Origin of the sequence: Flavobacterium paronense, assembly GCF_030409795.1 — a bacterium.
GTDB lineage: Bacteria > Bacteroidota > Bacteroidia > Flavobacteriales > Flavobacteriaceae > Flavobacterium > Flavobacterium paronense.
The window spans coordinates 1,276,064-1,292,642 of sequence record NZ_JAUFQN010000019.1 but is presented as its reverse complement, the minus strand read 5'-3'; the positions used below and the strand labels follow the sequence as shown (position 1 = coordinate 1,292,642).

16 protein-coding genes are annotated in these 16,579 nt (G+C 32.3%); 9 read left to right on the top strand and 7 right to left on the bottom strand.

Going from position 1 to position 16,579, the window contains the following annotated elements:
* Nucleotides 1-44 precede the first annotated feature (44 nt).
* A complete protein-coding gene (locus tag QWY90_RS06970; protein WP_290285154.1) occupies nucleotides 45-584 on the bottom strand; it encodes a DUF4331 family protein in 540 nt (179 codons plus the stop codon).
* A 25-nt stretch (nucleotides 585-609) separates the two neighbouring features.
* Entirely contained in the window at nucleotides 610-1,260 is a 651-nt protein-coding gene (locus tag QWY90_RS06965; protein WP_290285153.1) for a DUF4331 family protein, read from the bottom strand.
* Nucleotides 1,261-1,473: 213 nt separating this feature from the next.
* On the opposite strand from QWY90_RS06965, the gene QWY90_RS06960 reads away from it, so the two are divergent.
* Nucleotides 1,474-2,004 (top strand): RNA polymerase sigma factor, encoded by a 531-nt coding sequence (locus tag QWY90_RS06960; RefSeq protein WP_290285152.1) that lies wholly within the window; start codon nucleotides 1,474-1,476, stop codon nucleotides 2,002-2,004.
* Complete coding sequence (locus tag QWY90_RS06955) at nucleotides 2,004-2,792, top strand: anti-sigma factor (protein WP_290285151.1); 789 nt, start codon at nucleotides 2,004-2,006, stop codon at nucleotides 2,790-2,792. The genes QWY90_RS06960 and QWY90_RS06955 overlap by 1 nt, the downstream gene beginning before the upstream one ends.
* Nucleotides 2,793-2,916: 124 nt before the next feature.
* Here the strand turns inward: QWY90_RS06955 and QWY90_RS06950 are convergent, their stop codons facing one another.
* Together QWY90_RS06950 and QWY90_RS06945 are read right to left on the bottom strand one after the other, a co-directional pair.
* Nucleotides 2,917-3,159, bottom strand: a complete 243-nt coding sequence (locus tag QWY90_RS06950; RefSeq protein WP_290285150.1) for a hypothetical protein — start codon at nucleotides 3,157-3,159, stop codon at nucleotides 2,917-2,919.
* A gap of 81 nt (nucleotides 3,160-3,240) precedes the next feature.
* Nucleotides 3,241-3,861 (bottom strand): RNA polymerase sigma factor, encoded by a 621-nt coding sequence (locus QWY90_RS06945; protein WP_290285148.1) that lies wholly within the window; start codon nucleotides 3,859-3,861, stop codon nucleotides 3,241-3,243.
* Nucleotides 3,862-4,083: 222 nt separating this feature from the next.
* Between QWY90_RS06945 and QWY90_RS06940 the strand changes: the two genes are divergently transcribed.
* A complete protein-coding gene (locus QWY90_RS06940) occupies nucleotides 4,084-4,893 on the top strand; it encodes a response regulator transcription factor (protein WP_290285147.1) in 810 nt (269 codons plus the stop codon).
* Between the two features lie 85 nt (nucleotides 4,894-4,978).
* On the opposite strand, the gene QWY90_RS06935 is transcribed toward QWY90_RS06940, so the two are convergent.
* Together QWY90_RS06935 and QWY90_RS06930 are read right to left on the bottom strand one after the other, a co-directional pair.
* Nucleotides 4,979-8,176, bottom strand: a complete 3,198-nt coding sequence (locus QWY90_RS06935) for a cytochrome c biogenesis protein CcsA (protein WP_290285146.1) — start codon at nucleotides 8,174-8,176, stop codon at nucleotides 4,979-4,981.
* A 206-nt stretch (nucleotides 8,177-8,382) separates the two neighbouring features.
* Nucleotides 8,383-8,766: a pyrophosphohydrolase domain-containing protein gene (locus QWY90_RS06930; protein ID WP_290286947.1), complete on the bottom strand. Its 384-nt coding sequence runs from the start codon at nucleotides 8,764-8,766 to the stop codon at nucleotides 8,383-8,385.
* A 416-nt stretch (nucleotides 8,767-9,182) separates the two neighbouring features.
* On the opposite strand from QWY90_RS06930, the gene QWY90_RS06920 reads away from it, so the two are divergent.
* From QWY90_RS06920 to QWY90_RS06895, 6 genes are all read left to right on the top strand, one after another.
* A complete protein-coding gene (locus QWY90_RS06920; protein WP_290285144.1) occupies nucleotides 9,183-10,289 on the top strand; it encodes a GyrI-like domain-containing protein in 1,107 nt (368 codons plus the stop codon).
* A 58-nt stretch (nucleotides 10,290-10,347) separates the two neighbouring features.
* A complete protein-coding gene (locus tag QWY90_RS06915; protein ID WP_290285143.1) occupies nucleotides 10,348-10,890 on the top strand; it encodes an RNA polymerase sigma factor in 543 nt (180 codons plus the stop codon).
* A 30-nt stretch (nucleotides 10,891-10,920) separates the two neighbouring features.
* Entirely contained in the window at nucleotides 10,921-11,334 is a 414-nt protein-coding gene (locus tag QWY90_RS06910) for a hypothetical protein (protein WP_290285142.1), read from the top strand.
* 4 nt (nucleotides 11,335-11,338) lie between these two features.
* Nucleotides 11,339-11,800, top strand: coding sequence for a sensor of ECF-type sigma factor (locus QWY90_RS06905; protein WP_290285141.1), 462 nt, complete (start codon nucleotides 11,339-11,341; stop codon nucleotides 11,798-11,800).
* A 233-nt stretch (nucleotides 11,801-12,033) separates the two neighbouring features.
* Nucleotides 12,034-13,218: a hypothetical protein gene (locus QWY90_RS06900; protein WP_290285140.1), complete on the top strand. Its 1,185-nt coding sequence runs from the start codon at nucleotides 12,034-12,036 to the stop codon at nucleotides 13,216-13,218.
* A gap of 146 nt (nucleotides 13,219-13,364) precedes the next feature.
* On the top strand, nucleotides 13,365-15,329 hold the full coding sequence (locus QWY90_RS06895; RefSeq protein ID WP_290285139.1) for a KUP/HAK/KT family potassium transporter: 1,965 nt from the start codon (nucleotides 13,365-13,367) through the stop codon (nucleotides 15,327-15,329).
* A gap of 6 nt (nucleotides 15,330-15,335) precedes the next feature.
* Here the strand turns inward: QWY90_RS06895 and QWY90_RS06890 are convergent, their stop codons facing one another.
* Nucleotides 15,336-16,514: a poly(ethylene terephthalate) hydrolase family protein gene (locus tag QWY90_RS06890; protein ID WP_290285138.1), complete on the bottom strand. Its 1,179-nt coding sequence runs from the start codon at nucleotides 16,512-16,514 to the stop codon at nucleotides 15,336-15,338.
* Between the last annotated feature and the right edge of the window lie 65 nt (nucleotides 16,515-16,579).

The following is a 16,579-nucleotide window of genomic DNA, read 5'->3' as shown; positions in this document are numbered from 1 at the left end:
TATAAATCAGAGCGCAATTAGTTTGCGCTCTGATTGCAATAATTTTACCAAGCCGAAGCTAAATAAGGAAATGAAGTAGAAAATGCTTTATCATTTGCATTAACATGATCTGAAGTTAATCCTGGGTTTGAAGCACCTGTTGGGCCACCAAAAATTAACAATAATTCTACATCTATAACGTCATCTGCTAAAGCTCTTCCTGTTAATACGTTTGTACCATCAAAGAAAGTTGTTGGTGCCACTTTACTAACGTTTAGTACATCTGTAGCTAACAGACCTGTTAATTGAGCTGCTGTTTGACCTAAGGCATTGGTTGTATAACCAGCATTTAAAGCCAATAATCTGGATTGAAAAACACTTTGATACGCAGCACCCATTGTTGAAGGAATGGCAGCATTAAATGCATCTTTGGTTGCTCCCGGTGCAATAAAAACGGTGTTTATTGCCGGACGTGCCATTTGATCTTGTTGTACATAACTTCCAGCAAAACTAGGAGATGAATTATCATCGTTACTACAACTTACAAGCATTGATGTAACTCCGATAAGTGACAATGCTATTATTTTAAATTTACTTGTTTTCATTTTTTTCTATTTTACTATGTTTTACTTATTGTTTTTGTTTTGTTTCTGCCCAAATATTAATTGTAGAAGAAGAACCCAACATTGATTTTGGCAATTCAATAATGGTAGAAAGCACATTTGTTCTGGCAAAAGTATCTGTACCCGGATTATTGAAACTTGAAGCTTCACCGGCAAGAATGTGTTTGAATTGTCCTAAATCAAAAAAGAAAGGATCATCTCTTGGTCCGGCAAAAAATTTCATTCCGTTTTGTGTTGCAGTAATTGGTGCGTTTCCGTAAGTAGAAATTTTTACTTTACCCGCTTCAGCATTTGTTTTAACGGTACTTGTAACACCTGTTGTTCCTGGAGCAACTGGTCCAAAAAAGTACATGCTATCCCCTTTTCTAATAGCTTGGATAACCAAGTCTTCTACATTATCACCATTGTTGTCAATGTTGATTTCGGTCATTACGTTTTCACTAAATGCTGCCGTAGCGGTTGCACTTGGAGAAAGTAAACCTTGCGTGTTTACTACAAACACCATGTTGTTAGTATCTTGCCCTTGAAAAGCATAGACATCCGTAATGTCATTGGCATTACCTGTTACAGCTGGAGCATCTGCGTGATCCGCTGCCATAAAAACCAGACCTGAAATCGCTACTAACGACAGACCTACATAAAGTTTTGTTTTTTTCATTGTTTTAAATTTAAATGAGTTAAAAAAGGATATACGAAAATAGATTTTGTTTGGATTTTAAAAATGAAAACTATTTTTTAAAATGTTGAATTTCATATGGTTAAAATAAATTTAATTTAAACGTTATTTTATTTTAAAAAAAAATTACATTTATAAAACCAATAATTATTTTACTTCGTATATGTTCATATATAACAACAAAAACAAAACAAAATGTCGCAAGAAGAATTAATTCCGTTGATCCTAAAGAAGGATGAACGAGCCTTTACTATATTATATGATATGTATTCGAAAAGTTTATTTTCGGTAATTTCAAATCTGTTAAAAGAAACCGAAGATGCCGAAGATGTTTTACAAGAGGTATTTGTAAAAATCTGGAAAAACATTGAAACCTATAATGAGAGCAAAGGAAGATTATACACCTGGATGCTTAATATAGCTAGAAATACATCCATAGATAAATTACGTTCTAAAGGATTTAACAATAGCAAACAAAACCTATCGGCTGATAATTTCGTACATCTGCTTGATGACAGTAACAAATTAATCAATAGGATTGATACTATTGGGATGCGAGAATTTGTAGCTAAGCTAAAACCAAAATGTATTCAATTGATAGAATTATTATTCTTTCAGGGATTTACACAGCAAGAAGCTTCGGAGGAACTCGAAATTCCGCTTGGCACTGTCAAAACACAAAACAGAACGTGTATTAATGATTTAAGAACTTATTTAAAAGTATAATGAGTACAACAGAACTATTAAATTCAGGAGATTTGGAGCTTTATGTTTTTGGCATCTTAAACGAAAGTGAGACAAATCAAATTGCCGAATTATCTATAAAAGATAAGGATATAAAAAAAGAAATCATCTCGATTGAGCACAGTGTTCTAGCGTTATCGAGTAGCTTTTCGCCAATTATTTCTTCGGACGTGTATGAGAAAATTAAATACAATTTAGGCTTAAAAAAGCGTAAAGTAATTAAAATGAAACCAAAAAATAATAAATCTCAATATATAGGTTGGGCTGCTTCTGTAGCATTATTAGTTGGTATTGGTTTTCAATATTCTAAATTAAATGTTACTAAAAACCAAATCAAAACTATTGAAGTTCAGAAATCAAAACTAGAAGAATCTGTGGTTGATTTAGAATTAAAAAATAAAGAAACACAAACTATTTTGGGCGTTGTTAGAGATGAAACCAATACAGTTGTTTCACTTGGTGGACAAGCTGCAGCTCCAACTGCTAAAGCAAAAATCTACTGGAACAAACAAACCCAAGTGGTTTATGTAGATGCCAGCGGATTGCCAAAGCCACCAGAAGGAAAAGTATACCAAATTTGGTCTTTGAAACTGCAACCGCAATTAACACCAACAAGTATCGGACTTTTATCTAATTTTCAAGCGAATGAAAGCAAAATCTTTGCTGTAGATAAAACTAGTGGTGCGGAAGCTTTTGGCATAACATTAGAACCTGCTGGCGGAAGTAAATCGCCAACAATGGAACAATTGTATACTTTAGGGAAAGTGTAACTAAATTATTTATAAAGGGAACAAAATGGTGTTTTCATTTTAATAGTATCTTTTTTTAACATCTTTGTCAAAGTTTGAAACTTTGACAAAGATTACTATACAACAGCTAATTATTTATCTAGTTCTAAGACTTTTCTTCCCATATTTTTTTTACGGCTTGCCAGATTTTGATTCGTAATTCATCCCGCCGCCAAATACTTTCATTGTCAGCATATTTTTCAAGCGATTGTCGCAACAAGAGAAGTTCATTGGCAACCGCCGGATAATTATTACACATGGTTTCTACTTTTTTTTCTTCCTCAACGGTAAGCACCCCAAGGCAATAATCTTGTAGTATCCCGCTTGTGATATAGTCACCTATATTCATTTGTTTATGTATATTATTTAAGTAGTTTGGGTAAACTATAAAATAGTTGTTAAAATAATTATGTTAAAGGGCTTTACTGTTTCATTGCAAATACAAAACTTTAAGCAAACTAAGTCCTTTTCTCGCTCGGGTTTTAATAGTTCCTAAAGGCAGCTTTAGAATTTCGGCAGTTTGTTCCTGCGTCCAACCATAAAAGTAAATTAAATCAATCACTTCGGTATATTTTGAATCCAATTGCAAGGCCTTATTTTTAAAATCTTCATATTCAACTGGACAGCAGTTTGAAGTTGCATTTCCAATATTATCAATACTATAAGAAATCAAATCCATTTCTACCTGTTGCATTTGATTTCGATAATTTGATGAACGAAGGTAATCTATAGCTTGGTTTCTGGCAATATTCAACATCCACGTATATAAAGTTCCTTTAGATCTGTCAAAACTTTCAATGTTTTTCCATATTTTCACAAAAGAATCTTGTAATAAATCATCAGCTACATCGTTTCGTTTTACTAGTTTTATAATCACTCCATAAAGTGCTCCACAATATTTATTATATAAAGTGTGGAAGCCTCTTTCGCTTTTGGATTGAACCAGTTTTACTAATGAATCAATATCATTATTTGGATTAAAAAAATTAGCATTGTTGCTACTGAATATTTGTATAACTTGCCGTTTAGAATAAGTAGTTGTTGCTATCATAATGCTACTATTTTGCTTATTTTGCTTGCTCTGTTTTATAGAGTAAAACTAGCTTTAGCTAGTAGCACTGGAAATAGTGATAATCATCATTTTTTGATGGTAATTTTATTTGAAAAAGATAAAATCCACTACATTAGCATTTTATAAAAGCATTTCAGTTTCCAAATTATATTTGCAGTGATAAAATATTGGAAAACAAGGAATAAAACATACTAAAAAGATATGCAGGAAAATAGTTTGAGAAAGATGAAGGATGCGGATTTTCTGTATAAAAAGATTGTTGCCATGTCATCCTCTTTTTTTATCGACAATACCATTGGAGAAGTAGAACGATTTAGAGAAGAAGCAAATCTGCTACTTAACGGAATAAAAGGTACTGATGCTGTCATTGGGATATTTGACCACCTTAATTACACTCCTGTTTTAGAAGTTGGTGAAAAAGAATTTTGGGGTGAGCTTCCGGAAGTCTCTCAAGCTGAGAGAATGATTCAGATTATGAGTCTGCTTGAAAAAGATTACTTGACTTTTTTTACCGATTCCGTAAAGTGGTTCACTGGTGTGCTAGAGGAAATTCCTTTTGAACAAAGAACGAATATACAAATATTTCACTGCGGCATAAGATACAGGCTACTGGATGATAAACCAATTTGTCTTTTTTCTAAAGGTTCTCCGATTCATTACGATGAAAGCAGAAAATTCAATTACACTTTTAATTATGTGCAAAACATTAATCACCTTTTTAAAAAGAATTTCAGGTATTATTGGATACGCATTTCACATGGTGAAAACAGCGAATATGTTCACACTTTTCATTCCCAGGACAAACTACACTCCAATAAAGATTTATTGTCTGTAAGGGAAAAAGAGATTTTAAAACTAATAGCAGATGATAATGATACCAAAGAAATAGCTGAAAAATTATTTATCAGCGTAAATACTGTTGGTAATCATAGAAGCAAGATGATTGATAAATTGGGCGTGAGAGATACCACGGCCTTAGTTCAAATGGCAAAAATGACAGGGATGATTTAAATTACAAATTCTATATTTCTAAATTAAACTCAATAAAAAAAGGTTCAACTCAAAAGCTGAACCTTTTTGTAGAGAAATTTAAAAGCTACTTCTTCTTATAAAACTTTCTGTATTTAGGATACGTTAACAAGCCTATCAATGATATTCCTCCAATCGTTTGCCATATCCAGCTTAATGATTTTGCTTCTCCACTAGCATACGAATGCAAACCTACCAAATGGAAATTCACACCATAATAAGTGAACAAAATCGATACAAATGCATACATAGCCATTAAGTTAAATATCCATTTATTGCGCAAAGAAGGAACAAAACGAGCATGAATTACAAAAGCATACACCATAATACTGATTAATGCCCAAGTCTCTTTTGGATCCCAACCCCAGTATCTTCCCCAACTTTCATTGGCCCATTGACCGCCAAGGAAGTTTCCGATAGTTAACATTACTAGACCAACTGTTAAAGCCATCTCGTTGATATAAGTCATTTCTTTGATGTTTAGTTCCATTATTGCTTTATTCTTTTCGGTAGTGAAAAGCATCAATAATAAGGATACAAAACCTAATATCATTCCTAACGCAAATGGTCCATAGCTCGCCACAATAACTGCTACGTGAATCATTAACCAATACGAATTTAACACAGGTTGCAAATTCGCAATTTGGGGATCAATCCAGTTCGCATAAGCTGCTGTTAATATCATTGCCGATACAAAAGCGCAGGCAGCAACCGTTAGTTTAGAAGTGCTTTTATAATAAATTCCGAAAACTAATGAAAACAGAAATTTGAGTGAAAAAGCAGGTTTCAATTTCCAAGCAAATGCCAATCCGAAGAACATCGTTGACCAAGCTACATATACAATGGCTTCGTAAGCATTACTCCAAGGTGCATGGCCTGAAATATACCAGCGAAAAATTAATGCTACCGTATGCAAAGTGAATAACAATCCGATTAATACGTGCAAACCATTACCTGTAATTGTCACCCATTTTCTTTCTTTAAAAATGTCAATTATGATAAACAAAAACATCAGAGCTGATGCTGTCAAATACCAATAAGGCAATTTTTGGAGTACATCGTATTTGTTATACAATATCTCATAATCTATCTTTTTATCTGATGGACGAACGGCTTTTCCATACTTCTTTTGGTAGTTTTCCATACCCACCAAATACGTATTTGCCATCGTGTAATTATTGCTCTGTGTCGCTTTCAACAAAGCATCAAGATAGACAGGCAATGCATTTTTTATTGTGTCTAAAGCAGTTCCCGTTGGATGACTGGCTTCTAAAAAAGACACCCATTTATTATTGGCATCATTTGGAATTGGGAATATCCTTAATATTTTCCCGCTTAATGCCGCATTTAACAAATTGACTTTTTTGTCGGTTTCTATAAAGTCTTTTTCAAACTGATTTGGATTCGCCGCTTTATATGCATCATCTAAATAAGGAGATAATTTATAATTTCCCCTGTCATCAAAACAAGAACGGAAGGTGGCGTATTTAGCATCTTGTTTAATTCCTAAAATTTTTCGAATACTGTCATTACCACTTTTGATATATATCAATGGAATTTCAAACCAAACAGATGGAAACTGCGTCATCGAGATAAATGCCTGATCGGAATTCATTTCGTTATATCGGTCATTGTGACTCACTTTCCTTAACAATTCAGAAGAAAACGTGTTGATAGGTTTCATTCTTCCGCCATCATCCTGTATAATCAATCGGCCAAACTGAGCCGCATGTTTTTCGGAAACCTTGTATTTGTTCAGAACAGAATCTATCTGCTTTTCTGAAGGCAACTTAGTATGATTCCCGTGATTTTGAGCCAATCCATTCAAGGAAATCAACAGAATTAGTATAGATAATAGTTTTTCTTTTTTCGTTTTTACATTATCTAGTTTTCGTTTCAAATCAGAAAACCGAGAATTTTTCACAAACAGTATAGCCATCATGCAAAAGAACAACATGAAATAACCAATGTATGTAATTGTTGTTCCCCAAAAATCATGATTGACAGAAAGCACCGTTCCTTTTTCATCAGGGTCAAAAGAGGCTTGGAAGAAACGAAATCCTTTATGATCCAAAATATGATTCATGTATATTTGGGCATCATACTTTTTGGTTGAATCCTTAACCGTAACTTTGCTCTCGAAAGAAGAAAAGCTTTTCTCTGTTCCTGGATATTTCAATGCCACAAAATCATTCAGTTTTAAACTAAAGGGCAAAGTGTATACTTTACTGCCAAAAGTCAGCGTAAACTCCAGTTGACCAAGCTTTACAACCTTTGGTTCGCCTTGTTTTCCTTTTGAACCAACTAGTGTAACTTCTTGCTCTTTACCTTCGGTTTTAATTAGTAATGTGATGGCATCGTCTCCATTTTTGGCTTTAAAATTACCGCTGGCTTCATAGGTTTTAAATCCTTTTTTAGGCTGATCGGGAATTACAAATTGGGCGCCACCAACATTATACAACGAACGATACATTAAAGGCTGAACAGAATCCTTTGTTACTTTTCCTTGCAACTTGTCCGCCATTCGCATGAATTGTCCATCAAACGGTGAAGAAATAGTATTGGTTTTTGTATCAATATTAATCGCTCCTTTGGTTGGTTTATTCAAAGCAAACAACACGTTATGAATGTCTTGAATTTCGCCTTCTTTGAGCATGTGTTCGTGCCGAGTTCCTCCACCCGATTCAACTAACTTCAAATAAACATTGCCTATAGCTGATTCTTTAATAGTTTCTTTAGCATCTAACACAAAGTTTTTATACTCGAGTTCAAATGGAATTTTATCAAACTTTTCAGCAATAGAAAAATGGTTGTTGGTAACTGGAGAAAGCAACAAAGGCTTTTCAAAAACACGGCGCATCATTTTTCCATCATAAATACCATCAACAAAAACAGTTAGATAATTTTTATCAGAATAAAATTGATTAGACGTTGCTCCTTCCCGAATAGGCATCATACCCTCATAACTTATGTATCTTGTAATAAATGCTCCGGAAATGATAAATATCCAAGATAAATGTAATACTAAAGTTGCCCATTTTTCTTTTTTGTACAATTGGTAACGCTTGATATTTCCAATGAAATTAATCACAAAAAATAACATGATTGCTTCGAACCACCAGGAGTTATAAACTAAAATTCTGGCTGTATCTGTGTTGTATTTACTTTCGATAAATGTTCCTGCTGCCATTGCTACAGCAAAACCGAGAAACAAAATAGCCATTAAACGTGTAGAGAATAAAATTGAGTATATTTTCTTTTCCATGAGTTGGAATAATTTTTTAAAAAAGTCGTACAAAAGTAACCTAAATAAATAGATTTTAATTCTATTTATTTAGGGTTTTAATACTTTTTTATGAGTTGTGGATTTATTTATTTTGAACTAAAAAAGAAATTTATTTTCAATAGTTTATCCAAATGATTTGCTTTGATAGGAATAAAGTAGCTTTTCTACCCAAGTATAATGGTTAACTATCTCAGTATCTCCTCAAAGCTTGGTTTGAAATAGTTAGGTCCTTTTAATACTTTGCCATCTTCACGGTAAATTGGTTTTCCGTCATGGTCAAGTTTGCTCATGTTAGAACGTTGTATTTCGTCAAACACTTCTTCTATTTTGTACTGCAATCCGTGTTCTAATATTGTTCCGCAAAGAATATATAGCATATCGCCAAGAGCATCGGCAATTTCAATTAAGTCATTATTCTGGACTGCTTCGAAGTATTCTTCATTTTCTTCTTTCATGAGGTTGAAGCGCAAGATGTTTTTTTGCTCTCCCAAATCTGCTTTCATTTCCTGGCTTACACCAAGTCCGAATGAGGTATGAAATTCTTTTACTGCGTTGAGTTGTTTTTGCATTTTATAGTGAAATTTATTGTTGATGCAAATTACAACTTTCCGATACATTTGAGTAAATTTGTTGAAAATTTGAAATAAATGTTCACAACTGGTCAATGGGCTTTCGCCGCTATTTTTTTTGTTTGTTTTGTAATTGCTACTTATTTTGCCTACGGGAAAGACAAAACACTCCACCAAAGAGTGTATAAAGGAAGTTATAAAATACTGATTGCTTTTTTAGTTTTTATTGCGTTGCTGTTTGTTATTAAGTTTATGACAAAGCATTAACTTCATTATACAATTTCAATGAAATATTTAAATAAAACACCATAGAATTAACTGTAGTTTTGAATGATTTTAATTTAAATACACTATGATATAGTCAATATTCAAATTAGAAAATTCATAACTTTGTGACACTTTATAAACATAGTTTCATGAGAATTTTAAAATATATTTTCTTGCTTATCCTTTTAGCGTTAGTCGGAATTACGGTTTATGTAGCCACCCAAAAGGGCGTTTTTCAGGTTTCGAAAAGTAGCATCATAAAAGCGCAAAGAAGTACCGTTTTTGATTATGTTAATGATTATAAAAACTGGGAAACTTTTGGTTCGTGGATGCAAAAGGATGCGAATATCAAATTTAATTATGATGCAAAGACAATTGGTAACGGAGCAAAATTTTCTTTTGTAAATGGTTCAGATGAGGGTAATATTAAAACGGTATATATAAAAGAAAGCGACAGCCTTCTTCAAAAAGTCAATTTCAACGGAACGACAGCTACTATTTCATGGAAATTTAAAGATACTCTTGGTGGAACTAAAGTAACTGTTTACAGCAAAGGAAAAATGGACATTTTGACTAAAATTTCTACCTTTTTTAAAGGTGGAATAGTTTTGCTTTTAGAGGATGTGTTTGAAAAAAACCTGCGCAATCTTAATAAAACCCTGAATTACGAAATGAAAACCTATTCAATTAAAGTGAATGGAATTGTACAGCGCCCATCTGGTTTTTGTTTGAAACAAACTGTTTCCTGTCATATAAAAAGCGTTGGTAAGAATACCAAAATCCTTATGGCAAGAATGATTCACTTCTTTAAAAAGAATAAAATCCCAATGGCAGGAAAACCATTTGTTAACTATGACAGATATGATGTCGCCCATGATTTTGCAACCATATCAATTTGTATTCCGGTTAGACAACAAATATCAATTTCTGACGGAAGCGATGTTACTTCAGAAGAAATTATAGCTTTTACCTGTTTGAAAACTTCCTTAATCGGAGATTATTCACATACCAAAGAAGCTTGGGCAAAAGCCAAAAAATATATAACTGATAATGGTTTAAAAGAAAATTTTGCCGGAAGCTATACAGAAGTTTATATAAAAACCATTGATGATATCAAACAACCTTCGAAATGGATTACGGAGATTTATATTCCGGTCTTTCCAAAACAGACAGCATTACCAAAGCTTACTGTGGCTTCGGTAAATCCTGTTATTGAAACTCCTAAAACAACTACCAGTTCAACGGAAACACCTTAATTTTGCAGTAAATTAAACCTTTTCCTCTATCTTTATTCCAATTAGCTAAATTTTGACTTTGCAAGACGAAAAGGATTTCATTCAGGAATTATTAAATCCGAAAACGCAGAATGTTGCGTTTCAAAAGCTCTTGCGGGATTATCAAAGACCGTTGTATAATCACATTCGGAATATTGTTTTAAATCACGATGATGCTGATGATGTTTTGCAAAATACATTCATCAAAGTCTTTCAGTATTTAAAAGATTTCAAAGGTGAAAGCAAATTGTTTTCCTGGATGTATAGAATTGCTACAAATGAAGCTATTACATTTATCAATAAAAAAGCAAAACGAAACGGCACAACCAGCGAAGCTCTGCAAACCAAAATTATAGATAACCTAAAAGCAGATATTTATTTTGATGGCAATGAAATTCAAATCAAGTTACAAAAAGCCGTTGCATTATTACCAGAAAAGCAACAATTAGTTTTTAAAATGAAATATTACGAAGAATTAAAATATGAAGAACTGTCTGAGATTCTCGGAACATCTGTTGGTGCTTTGAAAGCATCTTACCATCACGCTGTGAAAAAGATTGAGGAATTTGTAAAAAAGAATTAAACCATTTAACATTACATTTGTCAAACGAATATGAAAGAATTTAAATTAGATAATGAGCCGAAAATAACCTCGGGATTTACAATACCTGATGGTTATTTTGATGCATTTTCAGAAAAACTTTTAGTACAATTACCAGAGCAAGAATCAAAAATCATTTCAATTTTTAGCTCCCAAAAAATTAGGAATTTTGCTGTGGCAGCCATTCTTATTCTGATGCTCTCAGTTCCAATATATACTAAATATTCAACAAAACAAGAAGAAATTGATTCGGTAACTTTGGAGAATTATATTGCATATCAATCAAACATTTCTGAAGAAGAAATTGTAAATTTATTACAACAAGAAGATTTAGATAAAATGAAAATTAACTTTAATGTTGATGACGCAGCTATAGAAGATGCTTTAAACTCAAACTCAAATTTAGAACAATACATAATAGACTAATACTATGAAAATTTTAAAAATACTTCCGCTACTCATAGTTTTCATTTCTTTGAATGCTGTTGCTCAGGACGGACAATTTATACGTAAAAAGAAAGAGCAGATTAAAGCACTAAAAGTTGCTTTCATAACCGATGAATTGTCATTAACATCGGACGAAGCAGCAAAGTTTTGGCCATTATTCAATGCTTTTGAAGATAAGCAACAAGAAATTAAAACGCAAAAGCTTAAAGGTTATTTAAGAAGAATGGATGATAATTCTTTTGATAAATTATCTGAAAAAGATGCTGCAACAATGTTGACTCAAATGGAAAGTACAGAAGACGAATTGTATCAGTTGAAAAAGAAATTTGTAACCAGTTTAAAAGTAGTCATTTCGCCGGTAAAAATTCTGAAACTCAAAAAAGCAGAAGAAAACTTCAATCGAAAATTATTGCAACAGTATCGGGACAGAAAACTGGGAAAATAAAATAAAGAGAGCTAAATGCTCTCTTTATTTTTTGAATTCTAGTCTAATGATTTTATTCTTACCAGTAAGAAAGGCTAAAAAAATGCCCTCTATCATAGTAAACTCTAGCTATTATGAATGAATATACGAATCTTTATTCAGTTAAGATTTGGTTAAAATTTATTCAAAAATTCTTGTGGCACAGTAATTGGTTATTCATAAAAGAAACTATTTAATACTTAAAAAATATAATTATGAAAACAAAGATTTTATCCCTGACGCTACTGTCTATATTGAGTATGACAAGTGTTAATGCTCAAGACAGAACTACGGTAACGGCTAACAACTCTGAAATTAGTGACAATTTAGATTTGCGTGCTGTTGCTTCAATTTTTGGTGATTCTGAAAATTTAGATGATTTTGAAAGACGTCTAAATGATCCAAAAATTCAAATCTCAAATTTAGATTTAAATCGAGATAATAAAGTTGACTATTTACGTGTGATAGAAACTATTGAAGGTAATGCACATTTAATTGTTATTCAATCTGTTCTAGGTCGTGATTCATTTCAGGATATTGCTACTGTAGAGGTTGAACGGGATAGAAATAACAGAGTTCAAGTTCAGGTGGTTGGTGATGTTTACATGTATGGAAATAATTATATTTATGAACCGGTTTATGCTTACACTCCTGTAATTTATACTTCGTTTTGGGTTTCTAATTATCATCCTTATTATTCTTCATGGAATTGGGGATTCTATCCTAGCTTTTATTTTGCTTGGACACCGTTTCCAATATATACTTACCAAAATCATATAAACATCTGTATCAATAATTATCACCATTATAATTATGTAAATTATAGAAGATGTGATATTGCCTATAACAATTATTATTCCCATGGAAGGAGAGGGAATGCATATGAAAGAGAAAACCCAACTCGTTCTTTTGAACATAGAAATAACGGTTATGCCAACCGATATGAATTAGACAATAACAGAAGAACACAAAAACCAAATAGTAGAAATGAAGTTGCCTTAAATGGAACCCGAAATAATTCTTATGATACTAGTTCTCCAAGAAATGTCAGAAATCAAAACGGTTCAAGAGATGAAAGTAGTGAGTTATCTCCAAGAACTTACTCAAATGTAAGAAGCCAAGAATCTCCAAGAAGTATCAAAAATCAAAATGATTCAAGAGACGAAAGAAGAGAATCAATTCCTAGAACTTACGGAAATAATAGAACTCAGGAATCACCAAGAAGTGTAATAACACAAAATGGTTCTAGAAGCGAATCAAGTCCTAGAAGTTATGGGAATCAAAGAAGTGCTGAATCTCCAAGAAGTTCAAGTACAAGAGAGTTTTCCCAACAAAGAGGAAATTCTCAAAGAAGCGAAGGAAACTCGAGAGGTAACGCAAACGGAAACAGAAGAAGTTAAGTTGGGTTTATAGTTAAGATTGTTAATGAAAAGCGCCACAGAAATGTGGGGCTTTTTTTTATTTCTAATACCAAAAATTAAAACATTAAAAAAGAAATTGATTTTAAAAATATACTACATTTGTATCCGTTTTTTATCTACTTTTTATGAGTGCTCATAATCATCAACTTCATAGCAAACTTAGTGTTGCAGGATTACTTATTACTTTAGGAATTATTTATGGCGATATAGGAACTTCTCCTTTATATGTAATGAAAGCCATAATTGGATTACATCACGTCATTAACGAAGACATTATTTTAGGTGGATTGTCATGCATCTTTTGGACACTGACATTGCAAACTACTTTAAAATATGTAATCATCACTTTAAGTGCTGATAATCATGGCGAAGGAGGAATTTTTGCTTTATATGCCTTAGTAAAAAGAACCAAAATTCAATGGTTGATCGTCCCAGCTATTGTTGGTGGGAGTGCACTTTTAGCTGATGGAATTATTACTCCACCTATTTCAGTAGCTTCGGCTGTAGAAGGAATAAGAACCTTTTATCCAAGTATTAATACAGTACCGATTGTAATTGGAATTCTCTTTGTCTTGTTTACAATACAGCAATTTGGAACTAAATTAGTAGGTAAGTTTTTCGCACCTATGATGCTCGTTTGGTTTAGTATGCTTGGTATTCTTGGCATCATACAAATAAGTTCTAATCTTCAAGTTTTTCATGCTTTAAATCCATACTATGCCTATCATTTACTAAAAATTCATCCTGACGGATTTTATGTGTTAGGTTTTGTATTTTTATGTACAACTGGTGCTGAAGCATTGTATTCAGATATGGGACATTGTGGCAGAAAAAACATTAGAATTAGTTGGATTTTTGTTAAAACTACTTTAGTTCTAAACTACTTTGGTCAAGGAGCCTATTTGATAAAACATGAAGGAGAAAGATTAATAGATTTAGGAGGTAAAAATGCAAATCCATTTTATTTGATGATGGATAGTTGGTTCCAACCTATCGGAATTGTAATAGCAACTATGGCTGCAGTAATTGCATCTCAAGCTTTAATTAGCGGTTCTTTTACCCTTATTAACGAAGCAATGCGATTAAACTTTTGGCCAAAAGTAAAAATCAAATATCCAACAGATTTAAAAGGACAATTGTATATTCCATCCATAAACTGGTTATTATTCATAGGTTGTGTTGGAATCGTACTTCACTTTGAAGAATCAGGAAATATGGAAGCTGCCTATGGTTTGGCAATTGTATTATGTATGATTATGACGACTATTTTATTGAATTATTATTTGATAATGAAGCGGGTCTCTATGTTTTTTATTGTACCTATAATTGCTTTGTATCTAGCAATAGAGGGAAGCTTTTTAGTTGCAAATCTTGATAAATTCCCACACGGTGGATATGTTACTCTAATGATTGCATGTATATTAATTGGGATTATGACAGTATGGTTTCTAGCAAAAAAAATCAGCAAAGCATATACAAAAATTGTTAAGATTGATTCCTATAAAAAAGTACTGGCCGAATTGAGTGTTGATTTATCAATTCCAAAATATGCAACACACTTAATATATATGACTAACGCAACTCGTTCTGACGAAATTGAAGAAAAAGTAATGTATTCTATTCTACAGAAAAGACCAAAACGAGCTGATTTGTATTGGTTTGTCCATGTTAATATTCTTAGTGAACCATACAAAAGAGAATATAGAGTTACCGAAGTTATCAAAGATGATTTGTATAGAGTCGATTTCAATTTGGGCTTTAGAGAACCAACTAAAATTAACTTGATGTTTAAAGAGGTAATCAGAGACATGGTTCAAAATGGTGAAGTTGATGTTACCAGTCGCTATGAGTCACTGAACAAAAATAACATAATTGGTGATTTTAAATTTGTTCTTTCTGAAAAGTTTCTTTCTAACGACAGCGATTTGACTTTCTTCGAAAAAATAATAATGAACAGCTACTTTTTACTTAAAAAACTAAGCTTGTCCGAAGAAAAAGGATTTGGTTTGGATAGTAGTTCGGTAAAAATAGAACAATTTCCAATGGTGTTGCATGCACCTGAAAAATTTGAAATGACACGAATTCATTAGGCTTCTTTATTCTTTTATAAATTTTCCATTACTCCAATTATTATTTTTATTTTTAATTGTGTAAAAATAAATCCCTTTAGCAAATTCCGAAGTATTAATTATTACTTCACCTATAAACTGTTTTGTTAAAATACATTTTGCAGCTATATCAAAAATAGAAATTTGATACATTACATCGGCTTTAGCTGTAACTTTTATGAATTCTTTTGCAGGATTCGGAGTCAGAACAATTTGATTTTTTAAACTTGAATTTTCAGTACTTAAACTAGTACACTGTATACAATTTTTTTGAAATGTTATCGAATTATCTGCTATAATTTGATTGTCAAACAAATTACCTTGAACACAATTCCCTTTCAATTGGTAATCTAACCATGGTAATATATAACGGTTAATTGTGTTTTGCTGAGCGGTTCTTGTTATTGTGGGTTGCGGCGTACACGTAGACTCTCCAATTCCACAGAAAAAATTACTATTTGCCATTTGACAATGACTGCCACCAATAATACTTATCAATGATTTACATGTACTAACCAATCCATTATACATTGGAATTTGATTTGTATTTGGAGGTGTCACACAATCATTTACCCCAGCAAAAATTAAGGATGGAATTGCAATTGATGAAGCAGCTTGTATCGCTGAAGGAGATATTTCTGCAGGAGAAAAGGTAAGAAGTGTTTTAATGTTTGAATTTATTTGTGCAGACAAAAATGAAGCACCGCCACCCATACTATGCCCCATCACACAATTCATCGAACTAATTCTATTATAAAAAATAGAAGAAGAATTGTTCCCCAAAGCTGTCATTTGATCAATTAAAAAAGATAAATCTTTACCAAAATCAAGGTGCGAAGGAGACAGTGAACTTTCTGTTTTGGGGAAAACCATAACGTAACCATTAGGGACTAAAAAGTTCCAAAAATTTTGATAAGCATCCGATGTCATTACAAATCCATGACCAAAACTCAAAACCGGAAAAGTAACTGTTGTCGAGGTTGTCAGAGCAACATTATCTCCGGCAACATCCGAAGGATAATATATTTCTGCTGCTATAACTCGGTTACTTCTTGATACGTCAGTAAAATTAATGGTAGTATGTCCGATTTGAAATGGTTGAGCATAACTAAAATTGGATGCAATTAAAAAATAGATAATTACCAAATGTATTTTTCTGAATTCCATTCTTATAAATATTGGTTCAATCAAATATATGTAATTAAACAATAAAAAAAATGACAATATGTTAA